Genomic DNA, 14,130 nt, shown 5'->3' on the forward strand with positions numbered 1-14,130 from the left:
ATTTGCACTTTTCGCAGGCAAGGTTGGCGCCCCAACCCAGCCACCCGCACTGGGTGCGTGGCGACCAGCAGCAAGACCGGTACGACGGGTGCGCACGAGATCAGGCACTTGTCTGACATGGCGCGCAGCACCTGTTGGACTACAGTGACTGTTCAATAATTTGCAACCACAGGAGAATTGACATGGGTCTATTCAGTTTCATCAAAGAAGCCGGCGAAAAACTTTTTGGCGGCAAGGACGCAGAGGCGGCAACGCTGAACAACCCCGCGGCCACCGAAGAACTCAACGCCAAGGCGGCCAAGGCCATCGAGACCTACATCGCATCGCAGAACCTGGGCGCCAGCAACGTGCAGGTGGCGTTTGACGGCGCGCAGGGCAAGGTCACCGTAAAAGGCACGGCACCCACGCAATCGGCCAAGGAAAAAATCACCCTGTGCTGCGGCAACGTGGCCCATGTGACCAGTGTGGACAACCAGATGGATGTGACCAACCCCGAGCCCGAAGCCCAGTACCACGACGTGGTGCGCGGCGATACGCTCTCGGCCATTGCCAAGAAGTTCTATGGCGATGCCAACAAGTACCCGCAGATCTTCGAGGCCAACAAGCCCATGCTGACGCACCCCGACAAGATTTACCCCGGTCAGAAACTGCGCATTCCGCCCGTTTAAGGGCCCTGGGGCGCTTCAGCCCCCCAAGATAAAAGCGGGCCCCTCCAACCGGAAGGGCCCGCTTTTTCATAGAGCAGCGCCGTTCAGCCTTGGCGCCAGGGCAGCCCTTGCCTGCGCCAGCCGCCCTTTTTGCCGCGCTGCGCATGGCTGTCGGGGTCGCCCTCAAAGCCTTCGAGAATGTTGTAGGCGGTGATGCCCAGGTCGGTGGCGCGGCGCGCGGCGGCAACCGAGCGCACGCCGCTGCGGCACAGCAGCACGGCGCGGCCGCCTTCGGGCACGGCGGCGCGCAGTTGGGCGTCGAAATCGGCATTCATCACCATGCCGGGCCATTGCTTCCAGGCCACGGCAATGGCGCCGGGCACCTGCCCCACCCATTCGCGCTCGGCATCGCTGCGCACATCGATCAGCACGGCCTGCCCGTCCTGCACCCATTGCCACGCCAGGTGCGCCGACACATCGCCCGCATAACCCTCGGCTGCGCGCGGCGCCTGCAGGCTGGCGCCATCGGCATCGTGCCGCAGGCCCGAGTGTTGGTTGGCGGGCACCGCCTCGTCGATGCGGCGCGGGCGCGGCAGGTGCAGCGACTCCATCAGCGCCACAAACTCGGCCTGGCTGCGCCCGGCCACGCGGGCGTTGTTGGCCTTTTCGGCGCCGATGGTGGAGTGGCTGCGCCCGTTGTAATCGTGGCCGGGCCAGACGGTGGTGCCCTCCGGCAAGGCAAACAGCACGCCGGTGATGCTGCGGTAAAGGTCGGCCGCGCTGCCCGACTGGAAATCGGTGCGGCCGCAGCCGTTGATGAGCAATGCGTCACCCGTAAAGACATGGTCGCGCCACAGGTACGACATGCTGCCCGCCGTGTGGCCGGGGGTGTGCAGGGCGCGCAGGGTTTCGCTGCCAAAGGTCAGCATCTCGCCGTCGAGCAATTGCACCGCCGCCGTGCCAATGCCGCAGCCCGCAGGCACCGCCGTGCGCGCACCGGTGTGTTCGGCCAGGCGGCCCGCGCTGGTGATGTGGTCGGCATGGGCGTGGGTCTCCAGGGCCCAGCGCAGCGTGAGGTGGTGCGACTGCAGCACCGCCAGATCGCGGTCGAGCTGCTCGTCCACCGGGTCGATGATCAACGCATCGCGCGTGACGGCGTCGTGCAGGATGTAGGTGTAGGTGCTGGAAGCGGGGTCGAACAGCTGCAGGGGAATCATGGTGGGCATCCAGGCAATGAGATTCAGGCAGAACGGATCGTCATTTTGCCGCGCACTGCCCTGGCCTTCAAACGCTTGCCGCGCATCCGTGCGCGCTTATTCCCACAGCGGTGCCGGTTGTTCGCGCAGCGCGTGGCGCAGCACCGGGTAGTCGGGCACCACCGTGGCCACGGTGTTCCAGAAGCGCGGGCTGTGGTCCATCACGCGCAGGTGGGCCAGTTCGTGCGCCACCACGTAGTCGATGATGGCCGGGCGGTAGTGCAGCAGGCGCCAGTTCAGGCGGATGGAGCCGTCGGCCTTGGCACTGCCCCAGCGGGTCTGGGCGCTGGACAGGCGCAGGCTGGTCCAGCGCACATCAAGCAGTGGCGCGAAATGGTCGAGCCGGGCGGTGAAATGGCGGCGCGCATCGCGCATCAGCCAGGCCTGCACGGCATCGCGGATCTGCGCCGGGCTGGCGCTGTGGGGCAGGCCGATGCGCAGGCTCGGCCCACCAGCGTCTTCACTGCCAGAGTGCAAGGCGCCGCCCTTGCCAGTAAAGCCGTGGGTGGGGTCCAGCACCACGGTCAGCGCCTCGCCCAGGTAGGGCAACTGCGCGCCATGGCCCCAGGCAATGCGACCGCCTTCGATGCGCTGCTGGCGTTCGCGCGACTCGTTCAGTTTGCGCAGGATCCAACCCGATTTCTCGCGCAGCGCCGCATCCACGGCCGAGAGCGTGACCCACGTGGGCGCCCGCACGGCCAGACCATCGGCCCCAACCGTGAAGCCAATGCTGCGCCGGCGCACGCGCTGCAGCGCATAGGCCACCACGGCATCGCCCAGCAGCACCTCGCGGTTGGCCTGGGGATGGCGAAACTCCGCCGGGGACAGCAGCGATGCCAAGGCGGGCGCCGGTGCAGCGGCGGGAGGCGCGGCGCTTGCTCCTGTTTCAGGAGCTTCTTGCGCTTTATCGATAAGGGCTACAGGCCGTTCTGGCTTGATTTTCTCTGTCGGCAAGCCCGCCACCGAGGGCGAAGCACCGGCAGCGCGCTCCTGCGGCCCGGGCGGGTCGAACAGGTCGAGCGCCAGTTGCACCAGCCGCTGCATCATGGCGCGCTCAGGGTTTGGCGGGATATGCCTCGGGGTCGAGGCGGCGCATTTCGGCTTCAATCCAGTCTTCGACCTCCCGCATCAGCTCGTCGGGCTTGCGGCCCACGCTGGGGATGGGCTGGCCGATTGACACATCCACCACCCCGGGGCGCTTGATGAAGGCCTTGCGCGGCCACACCCGTGCCGAGGTGACGGCCACGGGCACCACGGGCACCCCGGCGTCAATGGCCAGCCGCGTGCCGCCACTCTTGTATTGGCCCACCTGGCCGCGCTCTATGCGCGTGCCCTCGGGGAACATGATGACCCAGGTGCCCCGGGCCAGCAGCGCCCGGCCCTGTTGCACCACCTTGACAAAAGCCCGCACGCCCTGGCCCCGGTCGATGTGGATCATGTCCAGGCTGCCAATCGACCAGCCAAAAAACGGCACGCGCAGCAGCTCTTTCTTGAACACATAGGCCAGCGGGCGCGGCATGATCGCCGGCATGAGGAAGGTTTCGTAGGTGGACTGGTGCTTGACCAGCAGCACCACGCCCTGGTTTTCCTGCGTGGGCAAATGCTCCATGCCGGTGATGCGCGGGCGGATGCCCATGATGACGCCGGCCGCATCCACGCTGAGCTTGAGCCAGGCCCTCGCAATGCGGTAGCGCGTGCGGCTGCTGGCGCCAAAAAGCCGCACCAGCAGGATGGCCAGCGTGTAGGGCACCACGGTGATGCCCATCCAGAGCATGTGGAGGATGGAACGGATCAAGGCCATGTTTCTTAGGTGTTTTTGGGCTCTAGCGCTTGTCAATCAAGCGTCAGCAGCTATTAAATATATAGCAATCAGTACGCCAGGGGTGGCGTGCCTGACAGGGTGGCGGTCGCCGGCGCCGGCGCCGGCGTGGGCTGCGGTGCGGGCGTCGGGGGCAGCAAATGCTCGACAAACGTCGCCAGACTGGCATGCACCCGCGTGGTGGCGGGAAATTCGATGGGCAATACCTGCCCCGGCTGCAGATGCGCCGACCGCCCCGTGCACACCAGGTGCACCTGCGCGCCCAGCGCCGCGCCAGCCTGCAGATGCTCGGCGCAACTGCCCACCACCCGCGCATCGAAAGGCTCCACGCCATAGCGGTCGCAGATCTGTTCCAGCAGGCCGGGCGCAGGCGTGCGGCAATGGCAGGCCTCGTCGGGCGCGTGCGGGCAATAGAAAACGGCGTCGATGCGCCCCCCCACCGCCGCCACCTGCCGCAGCATCTTGGCGTGGATGGCGTTGAGCGACACCACGTCGAACAGGCCCCGCCCCAGCCCCGGCTGGTTGGTGGCAACCACCACACGCCAGCCGGCATGGTTGAGCCGGGCCACGGCCTCCAGCGCGCCAGGCTGGGCGCTCCACTCCTCGGGCGAGGTGATGAAGTCATCTCCCAGCGGGTTGAGGGTGCCGTCACGGTCGAGGATGGCGAGTTTCATGGGTACCCTTGCCAAGTTGAAGCAGCCAGCCTAGCAGACGGCTCAGGAAGCCAGGCGCGAGAGATCGGCCACGCGGTTCATTGCCTCGTGCAGGGTCTTGAGCAGGCCCTGGCGGTTCAGTTGCAGGTCGAGCTGCTCGGCGTTGACCATCACGTCGTCAAAGAACGCATCCACCGGTGCGCGCAGCACGGCCAGGGTTTGCAGGCTGGCGGTGTAGTCGCCCGCATCAAACTGGTCATTGGCCTCGGGCACGAAGCGCTGCAGGGCGGTATAGAGGTCTTTTTCGGCCTGTTCCTGCAGCAAGGCGGGATTGACGTGGGCGTCCACCGGGCCTTCGAGCTCGGCCTTCTTGAGGATGTTGCCCACGCGCTTGTTGGCCGCAGCCAGGGCCGGGCTTTCGGGCAGTGCGGCAAAGGCGCGCACCGCCGCGAGGAACTGGGGCACCTGCGCCAGCCGCTGCGGGCGCAGGGCCAGCACGGCATCAACCTCTTGCGCGCTGTAGCCCTGATCGCGCAGGCCGCCAGCGAAGCGGTCGTAGATGAAAGTTACCAAGAGAGACTTCACTTCGGGATCGAAAACACGCTTTGCGAACTCCGCTCCGTGCATCACGAACCCTCCGCGTGACTCCTTCTTCTTTCTTTCAAGTTCAGCCTCTTGTTCTTTAGTCCACCAAGCGTGCTGAAGCGCCTCGTCGTCGAGAACGCTATAGGCAATCTCGACCAAATCGGTAGTGCTAAGTGCCAAATCTCTTTCAACCAGCATGCGGATCACGCCCAACGCATGGCGGCGCAGCGCAAACGGATCGCGGTCGCCCGTGGGCAGGTTGCTGATGCCGAACATGCCGACCAGGGTTTCGAGCTTGTCGGCCAGGGCCACCACCACGCCGGCGGTGTTGCGCGGCAGCGCGTCGCCAGCAAAACGGGGCTTGTAGTGGTCTTCGATGGCATCGGCGACCACCTCGCCCAGGCCGTCATTGATCGCGTAGTAACGGCCCATGGTGCCCTGCAGCTCGGGGAATTCGCCCACCATGTCGGTCACGAGGTCCGTCTTGGCCAGCAGCGCGGCCTGGTCAGCATCGGCCACCAGAGCGGCGTCGCCCAACTGCGTTGCGATGGCCTTGGCAATCGCGCGCACGCGCTCCACGCGCTCGCCCTGCGTGCCCAGCTTGTTGTGATAGACCACTTTGGAGAGGCCCTCGACGCGCGAGGCCAGGGTCTTCTTGCGGTCCTGGTCGAAGAAGAACTTGGCGTCGGCCAGGCGCGGGCGCACCACGCGCTCGTTGCCGCCGGTCACAAAGCTCGTGTCCTCGGGGCTGATGTTGCTCACCACCAGGAACTTGTTGGTCAGCTTGCCTGCGGCGTCGAGCAGCGGGAAGTATTTCTGGTTGGCCTTCATCGTGAGGATGAGGCATTCCTGCGGCACATCGAGAAACTGTTCTTCAAACTGGCAGATCAGCACATTGGGGCGCTCGACCAGCGCGGTCACTTCATCGAGCAGCGCGTCGTCTTCAATGGGGCGCGCGCCGTTGCCTGCCTGGGCGGCGGCAGCGGCCAGCTGGCGCGCGATTTCGTCGCGGCGGGCGGCAAAGCTGGCAATCACGGCGCCGTCGCTCTGCAGCACTTCGGCGTATTGGTCGGCGTGCGGCACCACCACCGGGCTCACCAGGGCCTCAAAACGGTGGCCTTGCGTGGTGCAACCGGCGGTGAGGCCCAGCGCCTTGACGGGCACCACGGTCGTGCCGTGCAGCGCGACCAGGCCGTGCGCGGGGCGCACAAAGTGAACGCTGCTCCAGCCGGGCAATTCGCAGTCGGTCTCCAGCTGGTAGCTCATCACCTTGGGGATGGGCAGCTTGGCAATGGCCTCGTCCAGGGCCTTTTGCAGGCCGGTGTCCAGCGTGGCGCCGGTGACCAGGCTGTCGTAGAACAGCGCCTCGGCCTTGCCATCGGGTGCACGCTTGAGCGCGGCCACAGCGGCAGCGGGGTCTGACAGGTCAGCGCCCAAGGCTTGCAGTTTTTTCAGCAGGGCGGGCGTTGCCTGGCCCTCGGCATTCAAGCCCACGCTCACGGGCATGAGTTTTTGCTGAACCGCCTTGTCCTCGGCCTTGATCGCCACATGGCTCACATGGGCCGCCAGCCGGCGCGGCGAGGCGTAGGCGGTAACGGCAGTGTCGGCAGAGGTCAGGCCTTGCGCCCTGAGCTGGTCAGCCAGCACCGTGGCGAAGGCATCGCCCAGCTTTTGGAGCGCCTTGGGGGGCAACTCTTCCACAAACAGTTCGACGAGAAGATTTTGGGTGGTCATGGGATCGATCAGCTCAAAGACGGCGTAACCGCGCTGTAGTGCAGCACGGTGGGAAAGGGGTCATAGAAATGGTGCAGCAGCGCACGCCATTCCTGGTATTGCACAGAGCCACGGAAGCCCTCGGTGTGGTCCTGCAGCCTGGCCCAGCGCACCAGCAGCACGTACTGGTGGTCGTCCTCCAGACAATGCTGCAACTCATGCCCTTCGTACCCGGGCATGGAAGCAATGATGCGCTGCGCCTGGGCAAAAGCCTGCTCAAACGCGGCCGTCTGGCCGGGCTTGATCTGCAGGGTGGCAATCTCCAGAACCATCAGGCGGCCTTCTTGGCCGTGGGTGCCATTTGTGCCACCCATTCGCGCGGCGCCATGGGAAAGCCCAGGCGCTCGCGGCTTTCGTAGTAGCTTTGCGCCACGGCGCGCGCCAGGTTGCGGATGCGGCCGATGTAGGCGGCGCGCTCGGTCACGCTGATGGCGCCGCGGGCATCCAGCAAGTTGAAGCTGTGCGCGGCCTTGAGCACCTGCTCGTATGCAGGCAGCGCGAGCTGCTGCTCCATGAGGTGCTTGGCCTGCTTTTCGTGCGCATTGAAGGCGGTGAACAAAAAGTCGGCGTCGCTGTGCTCGAAGTTGTAGGTGGACTGCTCCACCTCGTTTTGCTTGTACACATCGCCGTAGGTCAGCTTGGAGCCGTCGGCGCCTTCGGTCCAGGTCAGGTTGTAGACGTTGTCCACGCCCTGCAGGTACATGGCCAGGCGCTCCAGGCCGTAGGTGATCTCACCCGTGGCGGGCTTGCAGTCGATGCCGCCCACCTGCTGAAAATAGGTGAACTGCGTGACTTCCATGCCGTTGAGCCAGACCTCCCAGCCCAGACCCCAGGCGCCGAGCGTGGGGTTTTCCCAGTCGTCCTCGACAAAGCGGATGTCGTTCTTTTTCAGATCGAACCCCAGCGCTTCGAGCGAGCCCAGGTACAGCTCCAGAATGTTGGCCGGTGCGGGCTTCAGAACCACCTGGAACTGGTAGTAGTGCTGCAGGCGGTTGGGGTTCTCGCCGTAGCGGCCGTCCTTGGGGCGGCGGCTGGGCTGCACGTAGGCGGCCTTCCAGGGCTCGGGGCCGATGGCGCGCAGAAAGGTGGCGGTGTGGCTGGTGCCAGCGCCCACTTCCATGTCGTAGGGCTGGAGCAGTGCGCAGCCCTGGGCGTCCCAGTACGACTGCAGCTTGAGAATGATTTGCTGGAAGGTCAACATGCGTTTGTCTGGCATGGCAGCAAGGCCATGCGCGGTTGGTGTGTGTGGGTGCGCCTGGTGCTGCGCAAGATCCCCTGATTTTACGAGCCGTGGCCGCAAACAGGGCTTATAAGCAAAAAGAGCCGCAAGCGCCCGTCCATCAAGCGCAAGCAGCTCTCACTTTAATAGCAACCAGTGCGCGCGACTCAAGGCTCCCAGCGGCGCAGCACCAGGCTGGCGTTGGTTCCGCCAAAGCCGAAGCTGTTGGACAGCGCGGTGCGAATGGGCGCGTCAACCGTCTTGCGCACCAGGGGCATGCCTTCTGCGGCGGGCTCGAGCGTTTCGATGTTGGCCGAGCCGGCAATGAAGCCCTGGCGCAGCATGAGCAGGCAATAGATGGCCTCTTGCACGCCCGTGGCGCCCAGCGAGTGGCCGGTGAGTGACTTGGTGGACGAGAACGGCGGAATGGTGTCGCCAAACACTTCGCGAATGGCGCGCAGCTCGGGCACGTCGCCCACGGGGGTGGAGGTGCCGTGGGTGTTGATGTAGTCGATGGGCTCGCTCACGGTGGAGATCGCCTGGCGCATGCAGGCAATGGCGCCGTCGCCCGAAGGGGCCACCATGTCGGCGCCATCGGACGTGGCACCAAAACCGACAACCTCGCCCAGAATGGTGGCGCCGCGCGCCAGGGCGTGATCAAGGCTTTCGAGCACCACGGCACCGCCGCCGCCCGACAGCACGAAGCCGTCGCGGTTGGCGTCGTAGGCGCGCGAGGCTTTCTCGGGCGTGTCGTTGTAGGCGCTGGACATGGCGCCCATGGCGTCAAACAGCAGGCCCATGCCCCAGGTGACCTCTTCGCCGCCGCCGGCAAACATCACGTCCTGCATGCCCCAGGCGATCTGCTGGGCTGCGGCACCGATGCAGTGCGCCGAGGTGCTGCAGGCCGAGGTGATGGAGTAGTTGATGCCCTTGATGCCGAAGTTGGTGGACAGGCACGCAGACACGGTGGAACTCATGCAGCGCGTGACCTGGTATGGCCCCACGCGGCGGATGCCCTTGCTGCGCAGAATGTCTGCCGCCTCGATCTGGTTGGCGGGCGAGCCGCCGCCCGAGCCCATGATGAGCCCGGTGCGCGGGTGCGACACCTGCTCGGGCGTGAGGCCCGACTCGGCAATGGCGTTGGCCAACGAAATGTGCGCATAGGCCGCCGCATCGCCCATGAAGCGCAGCTGCTTGCGGTCGATCAGCGCTTCCAGATCGATCTGGGGCACACCTGCCACGCGGCTGCGCATGCCCAGCTCGGCAAACTGCGGCATGGCACGGATGCCCGAGCGGCTTTCGCGCAGCGAGGCCTCCACCGTAGCCATGTCGTTGCCGATGCACGAGACAATGCCCGTGCCCGTGATCACCACGCGCTTCATGCTGCCTCTCCTTGCGGCGCTCCGTCTTTGGCCGCGTCTTCCTCACGCTTGAACAAGCCCACGCGCAGGTCGTTGGCCACGTAAATCTCTTTCCCATCGGCCAGCAGGCGGGCGTCGCCAATGGCCATGACAAGCTTGCGCTTGATGACGCGCTTGATGTCGATTTCGTAGGTGACGCGTTTCACGTCGGGCCCCACTTCACCGGTGAACTTGACTTCGCCCGCACCCAGGGCACGGCCACGGCCGGGCAATTGCAGCCAGGTCAGGTAAAAACCGATGAGCTGCCACATGGCATCGAGCCCCAGGCAACCGGGCATGACCGGGTCGCCCTGGAAATGGCAGGCAAAAAACCACAGGTCAGGTTTGACGTCGAGCTCGGCCCGGATTTTCCCCAGACCGTGCGCGCCGCCATTGCTGTCAATGTGCGTGATGCGATCAAACATCAGCATGGGTGGCAGCGGCAGACGCCCGCTGTCGGCGCCGAACAGCCGGCCCTCGCCCGAGGCAATCAGTTGTTCGTAGGAAAAGGAATCTGCCATATTCAGTCGTACTCCAGAACAGCGGCCGTGCCGCTTCAAATATTCACCGTTCGCAACCCCTGCTACCGGTTGCAGGGCTCCATTATCAAGGCACATCAGGGCATACGGCCCGCACACCCGCTGATTCGCTTTCAGGTCCATCATGACAGCCTGAAACTGCATGACACAAATCAACGCCTGCCACCCGTTATCGCCGCGCGCCGCCGTCAGGCCCAGTGCCGCAAGCGCCGGCGCCGCACGAACGCCGCCCCGGCGACCACGCAGACACCCACCGCCCACAGGGGCGCCAGGCCCCAGCGCGACACCCACCACGCATACGGCGTGATGGCCCAGCCCTCTTCTGCGCTGAGCCCGCGCCCTTGCACCTGGCCGGTCAGCACCCCGCGGGTGTGACGCTCCAGTGCATGGGTGACCACGCCCCGGTGGTCGATGATCGCGGTGGCCCCGGTGTTGGTGGCGCGCACCATGGGGCGCTCGAACTCCAGCGCACGCATGCGGCTGATCTGCAGGTGCTGGTCGATGGCCACTGTGTTGCCGAACCAGCCAATGTTGCTGAAATTGACAAACAGCGTGGGCGCATTGGCCGGGTCGGCAAAGCCCGCGCCCAGCTCTTCGCCAAACAAGTCTTCGTAGCAGATGTTGGGTGCAATGCGCTGCCCGGCCCAGGCAAAAGACGACTGCCCGATGGCGCCCCGATTGAAATCACCCAGGGGAATATTCATCATGGCCGTGAACCACCGGAAAAACGGCGGAATGAACTCGCCGAAAGGCACCAGGTGGCGCTTGTCATACTGGTAGGGTGCTGGCTGGCCGGGCTTCATGCCCAGCACCGAATTGGTATAGCCCCGCCGCTCGTCGCCCAGCGGGATGCCCAGCAGCGCCGCCTGCGTGCCCTGGCCAAATCGTGCCGTGAGCCCCTCCAGATACCCCGGCATGAGCTGCTGCGGCAAAAGCGGAATGGCGGTTTCCGGCGCCACCACGAGGGATGCCTTGGCGGTGACCAGCACATCGGCATACCACTGCAGGGCCATCGGCACGCCGCTGCCAGCCTCGAATTTTTCGTTTTGCGGAATGTTGCCCTGCAACAGCGCCAGGCTGATCGGGGCCGACGGCTGCCGTGCCGGTGTGTGGCACGACTCAATGGCGCATTGGCGCTGCAGCCCCGCGCCCACCAGCACCAGCGCGCCCCCCGCCACCAGTGCCCAGGCGCGCAGGCTGCGCAGATCGCGGGTGCGGGCCTGCGCCAGCAGCATGGCCAACACCGCTGCCACGAAACCGACGCCATACACCCCCACGGTGCGCGCCAGCGCACTCAAAGGCCCTTGCACATGGGCATAGCCACCGGCGCCCCAGGGAAAGCCCGTCCACAGCGTGCCACGCGCCAACTCGGCCAGCAGCCACAGCGCTGCAAAAACAATAGCTGCCAGCGCCCGATGGGTGGGCGCCAGGCGCGCAAAAAGCCCCAAAGCAACAGCGTAATAGGTGCCCAGAAAGGCCGCCAGCCCCAGCACGGCGGCCGAAGCCAGAGGCGCCGCGAGTCCGCCATAGGTGTGCATGGAGATGAAAAGCCACCAGAAGGTAGCTGCCAGCCAGGCCGTGGCAAACGCCCAGCCCAGCCACACAGCCCGGCGCCAGGGCGTTGGGGCGCGCACCAGCCAGGCCAGCACCGCCAGCGACACAATCTGCAACCACCATTGCGGCGCGCCGTTCCAGGGCCACGCGAGGGACAGCGCCTGCGCCACGCCCGCCACCACAGCCATGCTGGAATGCGCAGCGAACGCGGCCCCGGGCAGCCGTTGCAGCCGGGCCATCAGGCGGCTGCGCTGTTTTCGTCGACGCGCGACACCTTGAACCAGCGCACGGCGCCACCCTTGGTGTGCAGCACCACAAAGTGCAGTCCGCACAGCTGCAGGTGCTCGCCGCGCTTGGGCACATGGCCCATTTCATGGGCGATCAGACCGCCGATGGTGTCGAAGGTTTCGTCGGGATCGCTGCCTTGCACGGTCACACCAAAGGCCTCGGCCACACGCTCGATGGGGGTGTCGCCGCTCACGCGGTAGGTGCGGTCTGCCAGACCAAAGATGTCGCCTTCGTCCTCGGGGATGTCGAACTCGTCCTCGATCTCGCCCACGATCTGTTCCAGCACATCCTCGATGGTGATGAGACCTGCCACACGGCCGAATTCGTCGATCACGATGGCCAGGTGGTTGCGGTTGCCGCGAAACTCGCGCAGCAGGTCGTTGAGCCCCTTGGTTTCCGGCACAAAGGCGGCCGGGCGCAGCAAGGCGCGGATGTTCAGCTCGGGTGCCCGCTGCAGCTTGAGCAGGTCTTTGGCCATGAGGATGCCGATGATGTTTTCGCGCTCCCCCTGGTACACCGGAAAGCGCGAATGCGCGGTGTTGATCACCAGGCGCAGCAGCTCGTCGAAGGGCGCCTCGATGTTGACGAGGTCCATGCGTGGTGCGGCCACCATCACATCGCCGGCCGTCATGTCGGCCATGCGGATGACGCGCTCAAGCATCACGCGGGAGTCGGCGCCAATGATTTCGTTGTCCTCGGCCTCGGCCAGGGTTTCAATGAGCTCTTCAGTGGAGTCCGGTCCGGGATGAATGAACTCGGCCACTTTTTGCAGAAAAGTGCGCTTGTCTTCCTTGTCGGGCAAGCGCTGGGGGTGCGGGTCGGACACTGTCTTGGAGTGCAGGACGTGCGGTAGTGAAACAGGCCGCTAGGATACCGGATTGTTGTGACACCGCCCCTGCCGCGGGCCGGCCAGTGGCTATTCGGCCGATTGGTGGCGGGCTTTGCGCACGCCTTGGCGTACTTCCTGCACACCCGCCAGAAAGTCCCAGAACTGCTTTGCCTGGCGCTTGAGGCGGTAGTCCAGCTCGGCGTATTGCTGCTCGACAATCTCGGCCATGCGCGTGTCCAGGCTGGGCGGAGAAATCTGCAGATAGGCCTCGGATTCAGATCCGTCGCGCTGCACCGTGGCACCCGCGTTGCGCGCAATCTTGAGCATGGCGGTGTTTTCCGTCAGTGCATGGATGAACACCATGTTCACCCCTTCATTGCGGGCGTGCATGACGGCGCGTTCAAACAGCCGCGCACCAAATCCCCGGCCACGCGCCTTCTTGAGCACCGACACGCCAAACTCGGCACATTGCTTGTGATCGGCGTTCTCGGCAAACGCCAGATGGGCCATGGCGATGAGCTCCAGACGGCGGTTGTAGATGCCGAAGATTTCGTCGCGATCAAAATCGAGCTGCTCGGTGTAGCGGCGAATCTGCTCGTCGGTGGCGGCGTAGCCAAAGCGCAGGTAGCGGTCTGGCGGCTCCAGCTGCAACAGATGCTGCGTGATGCGCTCGCGGTAAGACGGGCCCAGCGCTCGGATGGGCACCATCACGGGAGTGGGCGCGTGGGCCTCACCCGACGAACGGCCAGAGAGGGGCGTCAGCATGTCCTTGCCAGCGTCCCACGAAGCCTTGAGCCAGTCTTTGGTTGCGATCATGGAGTCCACTTTACGGGTTTTCCCTCGTCAATTCCACATTTTTTGCTGCACTGCAACAAAAATAGTGGCGCCTGCCAAAACCCAACAAAATGCGCTAAGACCCATACGGATAAAGCGCTTACAGCTACTAACATCATAGCAACTGTTACACAACCACCCCGTTGCGGCGTCCTGCCAGCGTCACACGGGCACGGCGGTGGTGGCTTTTACCCGGTCCAGCACGAAGCTCGTTTTGCAATCCTGCACGCTGGGGTGTTTGAGCAGCGTATCCATGATGAAGCGGCTGTAGTGCGCCATGTCGGCCACCACCACGCGCAGCAGGTAATCCATCTCACCCGTGAGTGCGGCGCACTCCACCACTTCGGGCCAGGTCTGCACGCTGGCGCGAAACAGGTCCATGGGATTGCGCTTGTGGCTTTCGGTGTGTTTTTCGAGCCGCACATTGAGGTAGGCCGTCAGCCCCAGCCCCACGGCCTCGGGCCGGACCAGTGCCACATAGCGGGCGATCACGCCACTGTCTTCCAGGCGCTTGACGCGGCGCAGCACGGCGCTGGGAGACAGGCCCACCTGCTCGCCAATCACATCGTAGGTTTCGCGTCCGTTGTCCTGCAGGCGGCGCAGGATGGCCTTGTCCAGCTTGTCGAGGGCATTGGCGTCGTTCATTGCGCAGGATTCTACGAACAGGGCCGGCGTCAGGCGCCCCCGATTTTGGGGCACCGGGTATGTCCCGATAGTGACAACGCACAGGCCGC

Annotated in this window: 14 protein-coding genes and 1 pseudogene; 1 reads left to right on the top strand and 14 read right to left on the bottom strand. The window is 65.1% G+C overall.

Going from position 1 to position 14,130, the window contains the following annotated elements:
* Window positions 1-182: 182 nt before the first annotated feature.
* Window positions 183-668, top strand: a complete 486-nt coding sequence (lysM, locus tag DTW89_RS04945) for a peptidoglycan-binding protein LysM (RefSeq protein WP_114655122.1) — start codon at window positions 183-185, stop codon at window positions 666-668.
* A gap of 83 nt (window positions 669-751) precedes the next feature.
* Here lysM and DTW89_RS19645 read toward each other — a convergent pair whose 3' ends face one another.
* The 14 genes and pseudogenes from DTW89_RS19645 to DTW89_RS05010 form a co-directional block, all read right to left on the bottom strand.
* The gene (locus tag DTW89_RS19645; protein ID WP_236637037.1) at window positions 752-1,189 is read right to left on the bottom strand and encodes a rhodanese-like domain-containing protein; all 438 of its coding nucleotides are present in this window, start codon (window positions 1,187-1,189) and stop codon (window positions 752-754) included.
* A gap of 174 nt (window positions 1,190-1,363) precedes the next feature.
* A pseudogene (locus DTW89_RS19650) lies at window positions 1,364-1,873 on the bottom strand (MBL fold metallo-hydrolase); the annotation flags it as partial.
* Between the two features lie 87 nt (window positions 1,874-1,960).
* The gene (locus tag DTW89_RS04955) at window positions 1,961-2,947 is read right to left on the bottom strand and encodes a M48 family metallopeptidase (protein WP_114655153.1); all 987 of its coding nucleotides are present in this window, start codon (window positions 2,945-2,947) and stop codon (window positions 1,961-1,963) included.
* 10 nt (window positions 2,948-2,957) lie between these two features.
* A complete protein-coding gene (locus tag DTW89_RS04960) occupies window positions 2,958-3,704 on the bottom strand; it encodes a lysophospholipid acyltransferase family protein (protein WP_114655123.1) in 747 nt (248 codons plus the stop codon).
* Window positions 3,705-3,772: 68 nt separating this feature from the next.
* Window positions 3,773-4,396, bottom strand: a complete 624-nt coding sequence (gene gmhB, locus DTW89_RS04965) for a D-glycero-beta-D-manno-heptose 1,7-bisphosphate 7-phosphatase (protein WP_114655124.1) — start codon at window positions 4,394-4,396, stop codon at window positions 3,773-3,775.
* A 42-nt stretch (window positions 4,397-4,438) separates the two neighbouring features.
* The gene (gene glyS, locus DTW89_RS04970; RefSeq protein WP_114655125.1) at window positions 4,439-6,694 is read right to left on the bottom strand and encodes a glycine--tRNA ligase subunit beta; all 2,256 of its coding nucleotides are present in this window, start codon (window positions 6,692-6,694) and stop codon (window positions 4,439-4,441) included.
* Window positions 6,695-6,702: 8 nt separating this feature from the next.
* The gene (locus tag DTW89_RS04975; protein ID WP_111866568.1) at window positions 6,703-7,005 is read right to left on the bottom strand and encodes an antibiotic biosynthesis monooxygenase family protein; all 303 of its coding nucleotides are present in this window, start codon (window positions 7,003-7,005) and stop codon (window positions 6,703-6,705) included.
* The gene (glyQ, locus tag DTW89_RS04980) at window positions 7,005-7,934 is read right to left on the bottom strand and encodes a glycine--tRNA ligase subunit alpha (RefSeq protein WP_111866570.1); all 930 of its coding nucleotides are present in this window, start codon (window positions 7,932-7,934) and stop codon (window positions 7,005-7,007) included. Before glyQ ends, DTW89_RS04975 begins: the two co-directional genes overlap by 1 nt.
* A 185-nt stretch (window positions 7,935-8,119) precedes the next feature.
* Window positions 8,120-9,334, bottom strand: a complete 1,215-nt coding sequence (gene fabB, locus DTW89_RS04985) for a beta-ketoacyl-ACP synthase I (protein WP_024813041.1) — start codon at window positions 9,332-9,334, stop codon at window positions 8,120-8,122.
* On the bottom strand, window positions 9,331-9,873 hold the full coding sequence (fabA, locus tag DTW89_RS04990) for a 3-hydroxyacyl-[acyl-carrier-protein] dehydratase FabA (protein WP_114655126.1): 543 nt from the start codon (window positions 9,871-9,873) through the stop codon (window positions 9,331-9,333). Before fabA ends, fabB begins: the two co-directional genes overlap by 4 nt.
* Before the next feature lie 206 nt (window positions 9,874-10,079).
* Complete coding sequence (gene lnt / locus DTW89_RS04995) at window positions 10,080-11,684, bottom strand: apolipoprotein N-acyltransferase (protein ID WP_114655127.1); 1,605 nt, start codon at window positions 11,682-11,684, stop codon at window positions 10,080-10,082.
* On the bottom strand, window positions 11,684-12,559 hold the full coding sequence (locus tag DTW89_RS05000) for an HlyC/CorC family transporter (protein ID WP_024813044.1): 876 nt from the start codon (window positions 12,557-12,559) through the stop codon (window positions 11,684-11,686). The genes lnt and DTW89_RS05000 overlap by 1 nt, the downstream gene beginning before the upstream one ends.
* A 90-nt stretch (window positions 12,560-12,649) precedes the next feature.
* Window positions 12,650-13,378, bottom strand: coding sequence for a GNAT family N-acetyltransferase (locus tag DTW89_RS05005; protein WP_024813045.1), 729 nt, complete (start codon window positions 13,376-13,378; stop codon window positions 12,650-12,652).
* Between the two features lie 180 nt (window positions 13,379-13,558).
* On the bottom strand, window positions 13,559-14,041 hold the full coding sequence (locus DTW89_RS05010; protein ID WP_024813046.1) for an Lrp/AsnC family transcriptional regulator: 483 nt from the start codon (window positions 14,039-14,041) through the stop codon (window positions 13,559-13,561).
* Window positions 14,042-14,130: the final 89 nt, after the last annotated feature.

Origin of the sequence: Acidovorax sp. BoFeN1, assembly GCF_003345135.1 — a bacterium.
Lineage (GTDB): Bacteria > Pseudomonadota > Gammaproteobacteria > Burkholderiales > Burkholderiaceae_C > Acidovorax > Acidovorax defluvii.